Source organism: Natrinema amylolyticum (genome assembly GCF_020515625.1).
Classification (GTDB): domain Archaea; phylum Halobacteriota; class Halobacteria; order Halobacteriales; family Natrialbaceae; genus Natrinema; species Natrinema amylolyticum.
In genome coordinates, this window is record NZ_JAIWPJ010000003.1 from 170,919 (window position 1) to 185,251 (window position 14,333).

The following is a 14,333-nucleotide window of genomic DNA, read 5'->3' on the forward strand; positions in this document are numbered from 1 at the left end:
CATTATCTGCGATTCTTAAATAGCCGCTGTTCAAGCGTAGAGCGCGCTACTTCGCTGTACGTGCAGTAGGCTACTATCTACTGCTACGCGTCATCGAACCGATCGAGGCCGAACATATCGATCGGATGATCGGTTGCGCCGTCGACCGCGAGATCGGCGAGAATCTCGCCGATGACGCTGGCGAACTTGAAGCCGTGGCCCGAGAAGCCCGCCCCGACGGCCACCTGCGGATGATCGGGAAGCGTATCGAGAATGAAGTGCTCGTCGGGGGAGTTCGTGAACATGCAGGTCGCGAGCCGCATCGTCGGGCCGGCCGCTTCGGGGAAGTAGTTCGCCGTGACCTCCCGGAGCAGGCGCTCGTCCTCGAGTCCGGGTTCGGTGTCGTAGTCGTCCGGATCGACCTGCTCGTCGCGGTGGTGGTACTTGCCGATCTTGAACCCCGGCACGTCATAGATCGGGAGGCCGTAAAAACGGCCCTCGGGAACTTTGAGGTTCCAGACCGGGAAGTTCTCGGGTTCGAACGTCGACGGTCGCTCGGGCTGGAACCAGCCGAGCACCTGTCGTTCGGGAACCGCGAGCCCCTCGAGCGCGTCGGCGAACTTGTGGTTCCAGGCACCGGCGGCGAGCACCATGTTCTCGGCGGCGTACGTTCCGCGGTCGGTTTCGACGCGGACGCCACCGTCGGGCGTCGGCTCCCACTCGAGGACCCGTTCGCGGGCGCGGACCTCGGCGCCCGCCGCCTGCGCCATCTCGACGTGACCGACGATCGCCTGTTCGGGGACGACGAACCCGCCGTCGGGCTGGTACAGGGCTCTGTACCCCTCCGGAAGATCGTAGCCGGGGAACCGGTCGGTGACCTCCTCGCTCGTGAGCACCTCGTGGGGAATGTCGTGTTCCTCGCAGGAGCGCAGCGACCCCTCGAAAACGATGTTGTCCTCCGGGCCGGCATCGATCGACCCCGTCCGGTGGATCACCTCGCGACCGGTCTCGTCCGCGAGGTCGTCCCAGAGTTCGTAGGCCCGTTCGATGAGCGGGATGTAGGAGGGATGTTCGTAGTACGCGCGACGGATAATCCGCGTGATGCCGTGTGACGACCCCATCGTGTGAGGCACGTCGTAGCGCTCGAGTCCCAGCACGTCGAGACCGCGGTCGGCGAGGTGGAAGGCCGTCGCGCTGCCCATCCCGCCGACGCCGATCACGACGACGTCGTATCGGTCTCCTGTCGGAGGCATACTGCCGACCGATTCGACGACGCGCCCCTTGATTGTTAGTCCGTCTCATATCATCCCTTTTTGAACTCTCGGCGAACGAGCGGCGTCGGAACTATAGTAGCCACTGACAGTCATTGCACATCTGATCGCACGACAGCGTTGCGATCAGTATGTAAATCGTTTCAGTGGCTACTATATCGGCCGACCGTCATCGCGGTTCGGGCCCGACCGTTCTATCCCGACTATTCGGTCGACCACGACTCGAGGCCCTCGGCGGCGGGCTCTGCGGCCGTCATCACTTATACGTACGAACTACCTGCGATCAAGTCTTATTGAACGATGAGACATGGGATAGCACACAGCATGACCCGGTGGAACAACGGACGCGACGAGGTCGAACCGGTCAGCCCCGATATCACCGACGAGACGAACGCCCTGCCGGCGCGGTACTTCACCGATCCGGACGTCCACGAGATGGAGAAGGAGAACGTGTTCGGTCGATACTGGGTGTACGCGGGACACGCGAACTGTATTCCGGAGCCGGGAGACCACTTCACCCGGACCATCGGCGATCGGGAGATCATCGTCGTTCGGACTCACGACGGCGACATCGAGGCGTTCTACAACGTCTGCGCGCATCGCGGGTCGGCGATGGTCGAGGAGACACCGATGACCGACCCGGGCAACGCGAGCCGAATCCAGTGTCCGTACCACCTCTGGACGTACGATCTCGAGGGGGAACTCGCGAGCACGCCGAAGAGTTTCGAGGACGCGCGACTGAACCCCGACCTCGCGGACGAGGACGTCTCCCCGGTCGACCCCGACGAGAACGCTCTCATGTCGGTCCACACCGATCGTATCGGCCCGTTCGTCTTCGTCAACTTCGACGAGGAGCCGATGAGCCTCGCGGAGCAGGCCGGCACGATGAAGACCGAACTCGAGTCGCTTCCGCTCGAGGAGTACCACCTCGCCCGGCGTATCGTCTCGGAGGTAAAGTGTAACTGGAAGGTCTTCGCCGGCAACTACTCCGAGTGCGACCACTGCCAGGCCAACCACCAGGACTGGGTCAAGGACCTCGAACTCCTCGACTCCGAACTCGAGGTCAACGACTACCACTGGATCCTCCACTACAAACACGGGGAAGACGTCGAGGACGAGATGCGCATCCACGAGGAGCACGAGGCGAAGTTCTACTACTTCTGGCCGAACTTCACGGTCAACATGTACGGGACCGCCGACGGCTACGGGACCTACATCATCGACCCCATCGACGAGGGGCGCTTCCAGCTCGTCGCGGACTACTACTTCAGGGATCCCGACCTGACCGAGGAGGAGGAGACGTTCATCCGGACGAGCAGGCAGCTCCAGGAGGAGGACATCGAACTCGTCGAGCGTCAGCAGCGCGGCCTCGATTCGGGCGCGATCGCGCAGGCTCGGCTCGGTCCGAACGAACACACCGTCCACAGGCTCCACCGCCTCGCACAGGAGGCCTACGAGGCCTGATCGCCCGCTCTATCCGCCTTCGCTCATGACTCACCAACGACAGTCCGCGTTCACGGCCGCGTGTCGAGAGTGCGGCATCGACATGGAACCCGACTCGGCGAACGAGATCGTCGACTTCTATCGCCGACACCGTCGGCAGACGGATCACGACGTGATTCTCACGCGTGCCGAGTTCGAGTTCGATCCCCCGACCGACGACGACCTCGTGACCGTCATCGCCGACCTCGAGAATCGCTACGAGAACGGCGTCCCGATCGGCATCGTCGCGGCGGCGATGAGCGAGCGGGGGTTCTCCGTCGGCGAAACGCTCGACGAGATCCACGAGGTGCGAATGACCGGTGCGCTCTACGAACCCCGCGACGATCACCTCGCCACTCTCTGAGGCGACCGCACCGTCCGGCTCACCCGATCCTGCCGTGATCTCGCGAGTCACTCCTCGAGAAGCGTCGTCTCGACGAGTTTCCCGGTCCCGCGACGGATGCGTCCGCCGACGGCCGTCGGGGAGATATCGAGACGTTCGGCGAGTTCCTCGAGCGAGGTTTCGCGGGGCTCCTCGAAGTAGCCCTCCTCGTGGGCGCGTACCAGCGCGACGCGCTGTTCGTCGGTCAACTCCGGAACCGTCTCGCCGGTCCACTCGTCCTGCCGAAACATCCGGTGCAGTTCGAACGAGATGTCCGTTTCCTCACAGCATTCCCAGAGCGCGGCGAGCGCTTCCCGATCGGGAAGGTGGAGGCGATTGGTCCAGCCCCGATCGTTGGTCTCCGCCTTCAACAGCAGCCCGCCGAGTTCGGTCGCCATCGGTGAGATGAGTACGGCGTCCTCGGTGTGCTGAAGCCGATAAACGCGCGTCGAGCCGTGATCGTCGACGAGCATCCAGTCCGCGACCGTGTGATCGCGCTCGAGCACGTCCTCGAACGCGTCGTCCGCGCCCTCGACGAGATAGAAGAACAGGCCGGTCTCCGGATCAGTCGTCGAGTGAGGAACGACCTCGATGGACGCGTCCGGGCAATCACGGATCGTCGGTGTCAGCGCGAGATCCGGGTGTGCGATATCGAGAATTGCGATCAGGCTCACGGTTGTTCACACCGACGGCTGTCGTCTCGCTGTTCGGTTCGGGAATCGTCTCCCGATCGGGTATTTTTCGCTCGGCCGTTAACGGGAACGCCGTACTCCCATCGCATCTTGGTAATAGTTACCACATACTATCACTTAATCGTTCCCTCCTACACGGAACGGGAATTGCAACCGGTACCAGTTACTCGCCGGATCCCCGAAGTACGCGAATCGAGCCCCGTGAGAGCGAATCGACCGCCGATCGAGGACACACCCGACGGCGGCCACTCGGTCAGTGAAAGCCCAGCCGCTTTGCCGGCCGACGCGGTACGCCGCATATGACCGAAACTGTGCTCGAGGTCCCTCTCCCGAACGTCGGTCCCGGACCGGATCCCCTGACGCTCGCGGACCTGACGGCACCGGTCGCACCGGCGGATCCGACGACCGCCGACGTGGCGGCGCCCGCCTACGAGGCTATCGTTCTGTTACTCCACCGCGACCACCACGCCGGACAGTGTCGCCGACAGGTCCGGGCCGTCGCCGACCGATACGACGAGTTCCGCGAGCGGGGCTGTGCGGTCGTCTCGGTCGTCCCGGAGCCGCGCGAGCGCGTCCGAGAGTGGCAGGACCGGTACGATCTCCCCTATCCCATCTGTGCGGACCCGGACGCGATCCTCGGGGACGCCTTCGACCAGCCCGTTCGCCTCGGAGCCCTCGGTCGCCGCTTCGACCTCGTCGGTCGCATGCCCGCTGCGATCGTCCTCGACGTACGGGACGCCGATACCGACGATCTGACGGTCGCCGCGGCCGATCGCGGCCGGACCATCTTCGATCGACCCGAAATCGATGCGTTGTTGGCCCGCGCAGACCGACGGACCTGACGAATGTTCGTCCGCACCGCCACCGACGACGACGCCCTCGAGGTCCGCCGGATCCTCGACGCAGCGATGCTCGAACCCGGCGACGTCGAGCGCCGAATCGCTGACGGCGACGTCCTCGTCGCGGGCGACCGACGGGGAGGCTCCGAGCCGACCGGCGACGCCGGCGGGAGCGAACGGATCCTGGGCGCGGCCGTCCTCGCACCTCTCGAGGGCGAGCCGGGAGCCCACGTCGGGGCGATCGGCGTCCGCCGTCGCCACCGGGGGCGGGGAATCGGCTCGACGCTGCTCGACCGCGCGCTCGAGCGAGAGGGGCGGCTCACGGCCCGATTCGACGACGGCGTCAGGCCGTTCTACGAGCGGCTGGGGTTTTCGATCGAACCGATCGACGAGCGGCGCCACCGCGGCGTCGCGGTGTCGGCTGGACGGCGCTGACCGCCGCACTCGGAGCGCCGACGACCCCACTCATGGGGACCCGTCGCCTGCCGGCGCAGTCTTATCCGACGTGAGCGTGGTACGTGTCTCCGCATGGCGCTCCAACGGATGCTCAGCGGCGATCCGTCGAAGAGTTCAAAGGTCTATCTGGCGATCGGAGCTCTCTCGCTGGTGAAAGCGATCGCGGTCCGCAACGACCGAGAGCGGTTCCGGCGCGAGTTAGTCGACGCCGGGCTGTTCCTCGGCGTCGGCTTCGCGCTCCGCCGGTTCAGCAAGATGAAGGCACAGAAACGGCAGGAGCTCGAGTCGCAGGTTCCCGACTGGGCGGCCGACATGATGACCTCCGAAGCGACCTCGAAGGGGCTGGAAAGGCTCGCGAAGCAGCGGCTCGGGAGTCAGTCCGAACCCGAACCGGAAACGGTTCGCGACCGTGCCCGCAGCGTCTTCTCGAACCGGTAACCGCGCCGGCCGTCGGTCGCTCCTTCCGTCACTCCATCCCCCCGTCAGCAGCGGTCACAGCCTCTGATTCGATCGGACTGAGCGTCGCCGAAAAGTGACGCAGCTCCGGGACCGCGGGCTCGGAGACGATCTCGAGGCCGGACAGCTCGTCGCGCCGCTCGAGGACGGCTTCGGCCGTCTCGACGACGTGATCGAAGTGTTCCCGGTGGTAGGTCCGACGCGGGACCGCGAGCCGAACCAGTTCCGGCCGGTCGGAGTCGGGGAACGCGAAGCTCCCGAGTTCGACGCCCCTGACGCCGCCTTCCCGATACAGTTCGCAGACCAGCGCCTGTCCCGGAAACTCGTCGGCCGGAATCGCCGGGAGCATCGCTCCCGCGTCGAGATAGACCGCGTGTCCGCCGATCGGCGTGTACACCGGGATACCGGCCGCCGCGAGCATCGCGCCGAACTCGCGGACCTGGTCGATCCGATCCTCGACGTACGACTCCTCGACGGCCTCGCGCAGGCCGACCGCCATCGCGGCGACGTCTCGACCGGCCATGCCGCCGTACGTGGGAAACCCCTCGTAGAGAATCGCGCGCTGTTTACACCGCTCGAAGAGGTCCTCGTCGTCGGTCGCGACGAAGCCGCCGACGTTCGCGAGCCCGTCTTTCTTCCCGCTCATGACGAGTGCATCGGCGTGGCCGAGCTGCTCGCGCGCCACCTCGGCGACCGTCGCGTCCGCGAACTCGTCTTCGCGCCGGGTCACGAAGGCGGCGTTCTCCGCGAACCGACAGGCGTCGATCACGAAGGTGGCGTCGATCTCGTCGGCGAATTTCCGAACGCGACGGGTGTTCTCGACGCTGACCGGTTGACCCGCCGCCGAGTTATTCGTGATCGTCAGGATCACCAGCGGGACCCGCTCCGCGCCGACCTCGTCGACGACCGCGCGGGCCCGCTCGAGCGAGAAGTTCCCCTTGAACGGCTCGTCCGCATCCGGGTCGTGAGCGCTCGGAATCGGACAGTCGACCGGATCGGCGCCCTGATTCGCGACGTGCGCTCGCGTCGTATCGAAATGAGTGTTGTTGAGCGCGACGTCGCCCTCGGAGAGCAGGGTGCCGTAGAGGACGTTCTCCGCGCCGCGACCCTGGTGGGTCGGCACCACGCGCTCGAACCCCATCACGTCCGCGACCGCGGACTCGAGGCGGTCGAAGCTCGACGAGCCGGCGTACGCCTCGTCGCCCCGAAGCAGCGCGGCCCACTGGTCGTCGCTCATCGCGCCCGTCCCGCTGTCCGTCAGGAGGTCGACGAAGACGTCGTCCGCCGCGAGATTGAACGCGTTGTATCCGGCCTCGTCCAGTGCTCGCGTTCGCTGCTCTCTCGAGGGGAGGCGAATCCGCTCGACGACTTTCGACTTATAGGCGACCATAGCGGTCGGACGCCGCCCATCGTGTTCAGTCTAGCTGACGGCTTCTGGCCGTCGATGGCTCGAGACGCCCCTCTCCGGACGGATCGGCGCATCGATGGACGGAATCGGCGCGCCCGGTACGGGAGAATCAGCGCACGTGGCACGGACGCGCACCCGGTATAGGCGGAACCGACGGTGACAGCGGGACGGTCGGTCCCGATCACGTCTACCGGCTCAGCGAGCGTCGACCCCAGCGCTGTCGAAGGTATCGTCGCTGATCCGCGTCGGCGTCGGCTCGGGGCCGACGAGTTCCAGATCGTCGGTGTCGCTCCCGCGAATGGTGAGCCGGCCTGACGAGGCGGTGGCGTCGGTCGAGCCGATGGCGTCTATCGAGCCGGCATCGAGAGACGCGGCGGTTTCGACGCGGTCGTCGGAGTCGGTGAGATCAGTCGACTCGGCGGAAACGGGGTCAGTCGGGTCGTCGGAGCCGGGTGACTCGGCAGAGACCGGTTCAGCCGGGTCGGACGCGGTGAGCGCGCCGAGTTCCGCCGCCGTGTCGTCGATCACGTCGCCGTCGTCCCGGACGGTCACGTCCGAGTCGCCGATGAACTCGAACGCGAGGTCCGCACGCGTCGGGGCTCCGTCGTCGGCCTCGTCGAATCGACTCGTCCCGTCAGAGTCGGCGGCCGTGGTGTCCGTTCTGTTGGAATCGACGATCCTGGAGTCTGCATCTGCCATTTCACTGTCCGTAGCGTTCGACTCCGGCGTCTCGACGTCCGCGAGGTCAGCGAACAGTTCGGTCGCCGTCGTGTCGACGACGTCGTCCGGTCTCGGGTCGTGGTCGCCGCTGGGGTCGTGGTCGCCGCCGGCGTCGACGAGGTCGGCGGGCGAGTCCGCGTCGAACGCCGCGAGGATCGCGTCCGGATCGGCCTCGACCTCCTCGAAGACCTCCGTCGCTGTCGGGTCGGTGCTCATACTCCTCCCTGCACCGTTCTCCCCCTTGGTTACGAGTCTATTACCGCTGTATTACCCACTGAATACTCCGATTGCTATGAAAGTAATAGGTTGTTAGGAGTGGATTCGGTCCGAGTTGAGTGGACCGAACCCGTGAGTCGATCCCGGCGCGGAGTCTCGAGACGAACTCGAGGACGGGCGCGAGCTAGAACAGGTCCTGGGTTAGCTCGAGGGTCTCCTCGCGGTCGTCCCAGTCGACGAAGAGAGCAACGCTGGTCGCGCTGGTGATGATGTCCTGGAGGTGGATCCGAGCCTCGGCGAGCGGGTTGACGATCTCGCTAATGATGCCCGGCTGGTTGGGGAGCTCGCCGCCGGTCACGCGGATGACGGCGACCGGCGAGTCGACGGTGACGCTCGAGAGTTCGTCGCGGGCGATGACCTCCCGGTGGAGGATGTTCTCGGCGCGTTCGGCCTCCTCCTCGTCGATGTAGAACGTGACGGTGTCCATGCCGCTCGCGACGGCGTCGATGTTGACGTCGCTCTCGGCCAGCGCCTCCGAGAGGTGGTTGAAGATGCCCGGTTGATTGCGGATCGCGCGGCCGGCGACGGTCAGACACGCGAGGGGGCGCTCGCGCAGGTCGACGAGGTTCTTGAACTCGCCTTCGATGCTCGTCCCGCCGGAGAGGAGATCGCCGTGCTGGTAGTGGACGACGCGGACGTCTAAGTTGCCGTCCTTGTAGGAGAGCGCGGAGGGAGCGACGACTTCGGCCCCACGGAACGAGAGGTTCCGGAGTTCGTCGACGGAGATCTCGCCGACGTTGCGGGCTCCTTCGACGACGTGTGGGTCGCCGGTCATGACGCCCTCGACGTCGGTCACGATGACGACCTCGTCGGCGTCCATGTACTTGCCCATCATGACCGCAGAGGTGTCGCTGCCGCCGCGGCCCAGCGTCGTGATCGAGCCGTCCGGCCCCTCCGCGAGGAAGCCGGTGATGACCGGCACCGTCTCGTCGAGGTCCGCTGCGACTTCCTTGGCGCGTTTCTCGGTCTCCTCGACGTTGACCTCGCCGTACTCGTCGGTGACGACGGGCCACCGATCGCTGCCGGGCTCGAGGAAGATCGCATCGATCCCGCGAGCCGACAGTGCGGCCTTGAGCATGCGGACCGACGTCCGCTCGCCCATGCTGACGATCTGAGCGCGGTCAGCCTCGTCGGTCTCGAAGGAGATCTCGTCGAGCAGTTCGTCGGTGGTCGACCCCATGGCGCTGGCGACGACGGCGATCTCGTGGCCGTCCTCGACGGCCGCGGCGATCGAGTCCGCGGCGCGGTTGATCCGGTCCCCGCTTCCGAGACTCGTGCCGCCGAACTTGGCTATGACTCGCATACCGACACCTCACGGGCCGCGTGCGTTACGATGGTGTGACTCATACTCGGTCCGTAACCAGAGCGGGCAGATAACTGTGTCCCATCGTCTGCATTTTTACCTGCTCGTCGATGCGCCCCCTATCGGCAGCGAACCGGCTCGAACGCGTAGCGCGTCCCGATCAGCGTCGGGCGGTCGGGAGGGCGAGCCGCGACCGGGATTTATTGTCGTGCACCACATTACCATACGTCGATGAACGTACGGGACGCACTCGAGGCTGATGCCGACGCGCTCGCGTCGATCGCCGACTCTCCAACGGACGTGATGCGCAATCTCGTCCACGATCGAACGGTCCGCGTCGCCGAGGACGGGAGCCACGATCCGAACGCGGACGTGTCGGACTCGCAGTACAGCGGCTCCGATCCGGAGGACCTGCTGGGATTCATTAGCTTCGATGCGCGCGAGGATACCGTCCACGTCACCCAACTCGACGGAACGCGCGAGGCGTGCAAACGGCTACTGGCCGAACCGGTTCGGTTCGCCGAACGCGAGTCGATGGCCGTCGAAGTACTTGCGGCGCGGGACGCCGACTCGATCGAGACGGCCGCCGAGGATCTCGGCTTCGAACGACGCGGCCGCGGCCCGCGGTTCGACGGCTCCCCGACGGTCCGGTTTCGACTCGAGCCCTGATCGACGGCGACCGGAATCGCAGTCGCGTCAGCCGACGTGACTCGAGCGCCGTCGACTCTGTAGTCGCGCCGGTATCTGGCGTCGCCTCGAGTCCGTTTCCACGCTCGGACACAGTCCGTGCGAAGGTCACGGCCGCTCCAGTCCCTGATGAGAACTGCGTGCCGAATACGGCGGTGGAGTGCGCTCTCGTCGGAAATATTATAGAAAGCCGCGTCGGAAAACTGGATATGGGAATGCAGTCGGTTCTCTCGATATTTGGGCGGGGCCTATCCGAAGACTCGGTCCGTTCGAACTGGCCGAGTAGGTATTCGGACGCGATACTGGCGCTCTACGGTACGGAAACGGACCCCGGAGGCGGACTCTCTGCCCACATCGAATCGACGTACGACAGAGAACACGAAGCGTTTCTCCCGGCCCTGCTTCGGTCGATACCCGGTGCAACGCTCGTCGTCCTCACCCAAATGAACGATACGACAGATAGCGGGGCTGCTTGGGGATATCGAAACCGGGGCGAGGAGGTCGAGTACCTCGGAAAAGTGCGCGGTGAGGAGGGCGGATTCGGTCGAGACGTCGTCGACCACTACGAGACGGAGTACGACGTCCGAATCTGGACGCTGTGGGAGGCGTTCGATTACCGGTTCGCGCGCGATTCCGAGGAGTGAACGCGAACGCAAGTCGCCATTCGATCGCGTACGATGGTGAGAGCGGTATCGCGCCGATTGACCCTTATGTACGTCCGACCTTGAGGCGCTGTTGCGGAAAGAGACGGCGACGGCCCCGAGGACGAGGTCGAGTGCTGCCAGGACCGCCAGTGCGGGGACGAGCGTGTTCCACATGCCGCCGAAGGCCGACACCTCGAGCACCGTCATCACGTCCTGACCGAACATCAGGGCGCGACGTCGACCGATAGCGACAGTTCGTCGCACCACAGACGCCGGACGGGACGGACTCGAGCGGATTTATCTCCGGATCGTCGGCTGTGTAACCATCCGGAGCAATTATTGCCGAAAGCGATGGCGTCCGAGGTATGGTATCGGAGCACAACATGGCCGACTACGAGCAGGTACGGGAGGGCTTCGCGTGGGATGACATCGACGAGGCGGCCGACTGGGACGCGCCGTCGGAACTCAACATCGCACACGAGGTCTGCGATCGCCACGCCGAGAACAGGGAGAAGGTGGCACTGTACCAAGTGAGCGAGGACGGCGAATTGACCACGCTGACTTTCTGGGAACTCGCCGAGGCGACGAATCGGTTCGCGAACGTCCTCGAGTCGCTGGGAATCGAGCGGGGCGATCGCGTCTTCTCGTATATGCCGCGGATCCCCGAACACTACGTCGCGATGGTCGGGACGCTCAAGCGCGGAGCCGTCTTCGGCGGCATCAACGAGCGGTTCGGCCCCGACGGGATCTCCTATCGGGTAGACGACTGCGACGCGAAAGCGATCGTCACCACTGCGGCGAACCGGGATACCGTGGCTGACGCGCTCGAGGACGCGCCCTCCGTCGAACACGTCATCGTCGTCAGCGACGACGGAACCGGACTCCGGCGCGGCGATGTCAGCTATCGCAGCGAAATGGCGACCGCGAGCCGCGAGTACGAGGCGGCCGACACCGGCGGCGAGGACGATGCACTGCTGTACTACACCAGCGGGACGACCGGGCTCGCGAAGGGCGTCCTGCACAAACATCGGTGGGTCGCCGGCGTCGCCGCCACCCAGAAGTACGCCGTCGATCTCCGGGAGGGGGATCTGTACTGGTCGACGGCGGACCTCGGCTGGCTGACCGGACCGATCAACACGCTCGGTGCTTGGTTCTGGGGGGCCGCGCTGTTCACCTATGAGGGCGAATTTGACCCCGAGACGTGGGCCGACTTGCTCGACACCTACCCCGTCTCTGTCCTGTTCTCGGTTCCGACGGCCTACCGCATGCTCCGCGAGCACGAGGACGTCCTCGCGGACGTCTCATTGGACCTGCGCCACGCCCTCTCGATCGGCGAACCGCTCTCGGCCGGCGTCGTCGAGTGGGGCGAGGAGACCCTTGGCGTCACGATTCATGACACCTACGGCCAGACCGAGACGGGCAATATGATCATCAACAACTACCCGACGATGGACGTTCGGCCGGGCTCGATGGGCAAACCCCTGCCCGGCATCGAGGCCGCCGTCGTCGACCCCGAGACTGGCGAGGTGCTCGAGCCGGGTGAGACGGGCGAAATCGCCCAACGCGGGGATTACCCCTGCTTCTTCGCGGAGTACTGGGAGAAGCCGGAGAAAACGGCGGACTGCTTCATCGACGGCCCCGACGGCGAGTGGTACCTTTCGGGGGATTTGGCCCACGCGGACGAGGACGGCTACTTCTGGTTCGAGGGTCGGGCCGATGACGTCATCCTCTCTTCGGGGTACCGGATCGGCCCCTTCGAGGTCGAGAGTTCGCTGGGCGAGCACGAGGCCGTCGCCGAGGCCGCCGTCGTCCCGAAACCGCACTCGGAGCGCGGGAACATCGTGAAGGCCTACATCGTCCCCAGCGAAGCTGCGACGCCCTCCGAGGACCTGAAAGAAGACATCCGAACGCACGTCAAATCGGAGCTCTCGGCCCACGAGTACCCCCGTGAAATCGAGTTCCGCGACGAACTGCCGAAGACGGTCACCGGAAAGATCCGCCGAACGGAGCTCCAGGACGAGGTCGAAGCGGAAGCCGAAACGACCTGACGACCGGGCTCGAGGATCGACGACCCAATCGCTCCGCTGCGAGTCGGATAGTGAGGATCCGATGCGATCTCGGCGGACCGATCGTTAGCTGAACTTCTGGACCGTCACGTCCAGCGTGTCCAGATCGACGATGGGTGCGAAGCCGGCGTCGGGATCGATGTTGACGCTCTTCTGGAAGTCCGTCTGGGCCTGCCAGCAGCCGGAATTGATCGCGAGCACGTCGTGATACTTGCCGAATCCGAGCTTGTGGACGTGACCAGTATGGAAGATATCCGGTACCTCGTCGATGATGAGATAGTCCTTCTCCTCGGGAGCCAGCCGGGTGTGACCGCCGAACTGCGGCGCGACGTGGCGCTTCTTGAGGAGGTGATACATCGCCTTGTGCGGGTCGTCGTAGCTGGCCTTCGCCTCGGGAAGCTCGGCGATGACCTCGTCCAGCGAGACCCCGTGGTACATCAGGACGGAGACGCCCTCGAGGGTCACCATCGACGGGTTGCTCACGATCTGTGGGTCGTGTGCGGACATGATTTCCCGAAGTTCCTCGTCGAATCCGGGCTGGGGCTCGGCGAGGCGGACCGCGTCGTGGTTCCCCGGAATCATGACGACCTCGATATCGCCCGGGATCTTTTTTAAGTGCTCGCTGAACGCCTCGTACTGCTCGTAGATGTCGACGATGTCGAGTTCGTCGTCCTGATCGGGGTAGACGCCGACGCCCTCGACCATGTCGCCCGCGAGCAACAGGTACTCGACGTGTTGGGCTTCGGGAGTGTGCAGCCAGTCGGCGAACGCGTTCCACGCGTCGGCCATGAACTCCTGACTGCCGACGTGGACGTCGCTGATCAGCGCCGCCTGCACGTGGCGATCCGCCGTCGACGGCTCGTGAGTGCGGGGAACGTCCGGAAAGTGCATCGAGTCGACGAACGCGATTCCCGAATCGTCCGCCAGGGTCCCCTCCATCGCCAGCACCTCGTCACAGAGCAGTTCGTTGACGAGGTCGGCGTAGTCCCTGTCTTTCATCACCAGCCAGGGGAAGGTCCCGGTCGCGTCCTCGAGTTCGATCAGCCAGTGGCCGCTGGCCGTCGACCGGATATCGTTGACCAGCCCGACCATCGCCACCTCGCTGCCGCCCGGCATGTCCTGAATGGCCGTCGCCGGGCGGTGATTGACCCGTCCCCGCAGTTTCGCGCCCAGTCGATCGAGCCGGTCGCGAAAGACGGAGACGAAGTCGCTGTACTCGCCCGTCCCCGTGCTCTGACCGGTCATATCGCCGACGATCTCGAGCGATCGCTGGGCGGGATCGGCGGACCGATCGGCTGACGGAGACCCCTCCGTTTCAACTGGAGATCGACCGGTCGATCCGCCCCCCTGAGGCGGCTCGGTTCCAGTTGAAACGGAGGGGGTCGAATCGGCGGGCGAGGGCTCGTCTCCGGTCGCAGCGACGGGATCGGCTTCGGATCCCGCCGACCCCGCATCGGCCGTCGACAGAACGGTCTCGACGTGTTCGGTCCGGACGACCAGTGCGTCGTCCGGAATCTCCTCGAGGACGCGCTCGAGTGCCGCATTCGGGTCCTCGGCCGCCGCGAGCCGCGTCACCGCCTCGCGTTCGGCGTTGTACCCGCGGCTCGTGAGTTCGCCGACGATCCGAGCGGGGGCCTCGAGTGGCACACCTCTCGCATTCGCGAGCGAGGGC

At 65.4% G+C, this 14,333-nt stretch carries 14 protein-coding genes and 1 pseudogene; 8 read left to right on the forward strand and 7 right to left on the reverse strand.

Translation table 11 applies throughout. The features are described 5' to 3' along the window. Positions 1 to 83 precede the first annotated feature (83 nt). Positions 84 to 1,232, reverse strand: a complete 1,149-nt coding sequence (gene solA / locus LDH66_RS16485) for an N-methyl-L-tryptophan oxidase (RefSeq protein WP_226482184.1) — start codon at positions 1,230 to 1,232, stop codon at positions 84 to 86. Positions 1,233 to 1,574: 342 nt separating this feature from the next. Between solA and LDH66_RS16490 the strand changes: the two genes are divergently transcribed. Together LDH66_RS16490 and LDH66_RS16495 are read left to right on the forward strand one after the other, a co-directional pair. Beyond that, positions 1,575 to 2,714, forward strand: a complete 1,140-nt coding sequence (locus tag LDH66_RS16490; RefSeq protein ID WP_226482185.1) for an aromatic ring-hydroxylating oxygenase subunit alpha — start codon at positions 1,575 to 1,577, stop codon at positions 2,712 to 2,714. Positions 2,715 to 2,739: 25 nt separating this feature from the next. Beyond that, on the forward strand, positions 2,740 to 3,096 hold the full coding sequence (locus LDH66_RS16495; RefSeq protein WP_226482186.1) for a hypothetical protein: 357 nt from the start codon (positions 2,740 to 2,742) through the stop codon (positions 3,094 to 3,096). A 47-nt stretch (positions 3,097 to 3,143) separates the two neighbouring features. Here the strand turns inward: LDH66_RS16495 and LDH66_RS16500 are convergent, their stop codons facing one another. After that, positions 3,144 to 3,788: a helix-turn-helix domain-containing protein gene (locus LDH66_RS16500; RefSeq protein WP_226482187.1), complete on the reverse strand. Its 645-nt coding sequence runs from the start codon at positions 3,786 to 3,788 to the stop codon at positions 3,144 to 3,146. A gap of 317 nt (positions 3,789 to 4,105) precedes the next feature. On the opposite strand from LDH66_RS16500, the gene LDH66_RS16505 reads away from it, so the two are divergent. The 3 genes from LDH66_RS16505 to LDH66_RS16515 all read left to right on the forward strand — a co-directional run bounded on the left by LDH66_RS16505 (position 4,106) and on the right by LDH66_RS16515 (position 5,539). After that, a complete protein-coding gene (locus LDH66_RS16505; RefSeq protein ID WP_226482188.1) occupies positions 4,106 to 4,648 on the forward strand; it encodes a redoxin domain-containing protein in 543 nt (180 codons plus the stop codon). Between the two features lie 3 nt (positions 4,649 to 4,651). Then, positions 4,652 to 5,080 carry a GNAT family N-acetyltransferase gene (locus LDH66_RS16510; RefSeq protein ID WP_226482189.1) on the forward strand — a complete coding sequence of 143 codons (429 nt, stop codon included), beginning with the start codon at positions 4,652 to 4,654 and terminating at the stop codon, positions 5,078 to 5,080. A gap of 93 nt (positions 5,081 to 5,173) precedes the next feature. Further along, on the forward strand, positions 5,174 to 5,539 hold the full coding sequence (locus tag LDH66_RS16515) for a hypothetical protein (protein ID WP_226482190.1): 366 nt from the start codon (positions 5,174 to 5,176) through the stop codon (positions 5,537 to 5,539). A 28-nt stretch (positions 5,540 to 5,567) separates the two neighbouring features. On the opposite strand, the gene LDH66_RS16520 is transcribed toward LDH66_RS16515, so the two are convergent. From LDH66_RS16520 to LDH66_RS16530, 3 genes are all read right to left on the reverse strand, one after another. Then, entirely contained in the window at positions 5,568 to 6,947 is a 1,380-nt protein-coding gene (locus LDH66_RS16520) for a tryptophanase (RefSeq protein WP_226482191.1), read from the reverse strand. Positions 6,948 to 7,160: 213 nt separating this feature from the next. Beyond that, positions 7,161 to 7,901 carry a hypothetical protein gene (locus LDH66_RS16525; RefSeq protein WP_226482192.1) on the reverse strand — a complete coding sequence of 247 codons (741 nt, stop codon included), beginning with the start codon at positions 7,899 to 7,901 and terminating at the stop codon, positions 7,161 to 7,163. A gap of 184 nt (positions 7,902 to 8,085) precedes the next feature. Next, the gene (locus tag LDH66_RS16530) at positions 8,086 to 9,264 is read right to left on the reverse strand and encodes an aspartate kinase (protein ID WP_226482193.1); all 1,179 of its coding nucleotides are present in this window, start codon (positions 9,262 to 9,264) and stop codon (positions 8,086 to 8,088) included. Between the two features lie 231 nt (positions 9,265 to 9,495). Here LDH66_RS16530 and LDH66_RS16535 point away from each other — a divergent pair, with 231 nt between their 5' ends. Both LDH66_RS16535 and LDH66_RS16540 read left to right on the forward strand, forming a co-directional pair. Further along, the gene (locus LDH66_RS16535; RefSeq protein WP_226482194.1) at positions 9,496 to 9,933 is read left to right on the forward strand and encodes a hypothetical protein; all 438 of its coding nucleotides are present in this window, start codon (positions 9,496 to 9,498) and stop codon (positions 9,931 to 9,933) included. Between the two features lie 461 nt (positions 9,934 to 10,394). Then, positions 10,395 to 10,595: a hypothetical protein gene (locus tag LDH66_RS16540; RefSeq protein WP_226482634.1), complete on the forward strand. Its 201-nt coding sequence runs from the start codon at positions 10,395 to 10,397 to the stop codon at positions 10,593 to 10,595. A 69-nt stretch (positions 10,596 to 10,664) separates the two neighbouring features. On the opposite strand, the pseudogene LDH66_RS16545 reads toward LDH66_RS16540, so the two are convergent. Then, a pseudogene (locus LDH66_RS16545) lies at positions 10,665 to 10,832 on the reverse strand (ABC transporter permease); the annotation flags it as partial. Positions 10,833 to 10,960: 128 nt separating this feature from the next. Between LDH66_RS16545 and LDH66_RS16550 the strand changes: the two are divergent. Beyond that, positions 10,961 to 12,643, forward strand: coding sequence for an acetate--CoA ligase (locus LDH66_RS16550; protein WP_226482195.1), 1,683 nt, complete (start codon positions 10,961 to 10,963; stop codon positions 12,641 to 12,643). A gap of 84 nt (positions 12,644 to 12,727) precedes the next feature. Here the strand turns inward: LDH66_RS16550 and LDH66_RS16555 are convergent, their stop codons facing one another. Beyond that, positions 12,728 to 14,308, reverse strand: a complete 1,581-nt coding sequence (locus tag LDH66_RS16555; RefSeq protein ID WP_226482196.1) for a DNA-directed DNA polymerase II small subunit — start codon at positions 14,306 to 14,308, stop codon at positions 12,728 to 12,730. Positions 14,309 to 14,333: the final 25 nt, after the last annotated feature.